The 291-nt window shown below is 63.2% G+C and carries 1 protein-coding gene; it reads left to right on the top strand.

Going from position 1 to position 291, the window contains the following annotated elements:
* Positions 1–291: SDR family oxidoreductase (locus SB816_RS30905; RefSeq protein ID WP_410548106.1), on the top strand; the 291-nt coding region annotated here is incomplete at both ends.

The raw sequence follows: 291 nt of genomic DNA, 5'->3' as shown, positions 1-291 counted from the left end.
AGCCCGGTGGACGCATCGTCAACACCGCGTCGGTCACCGCGTATCACGGCAGCCCGAAGCTGCTCGACTACTCGGCGACCAAGGGCGCGATCGTCGCGTTCACGCGTTCGCTGTCGATCGAACTGGCCGAGCGCGACATTCGCGTGAACGCCGTCGCGCCGGGGCCGATCTGGACGCCTCTGCAGATTTCGGGAGGACAGCCCGGTGAAAACATTCCGAAATTCGGCAAGGAAACACCGGCCGTTCCATTAAAGCGTGCCGGACAGCCGGCGGAGCTAGCAGGAATTTATG

This window comes from Achromobacter sp. SIMBA_011 (genome assembly GCF_046535435.1).
Taxonomy (GTDB): Bacteria; Pseudomonadota; Gammaproteobacteria; order Burkholderiales; family Burkholderiaceae_B; genus Achromobacter; species Achromobacter dolens.
The sequence above is the reverse complement of the archived record's forward strand: the minus strand, read 5'-3'. Positions and strand labels throughout refer to the sequence as shown.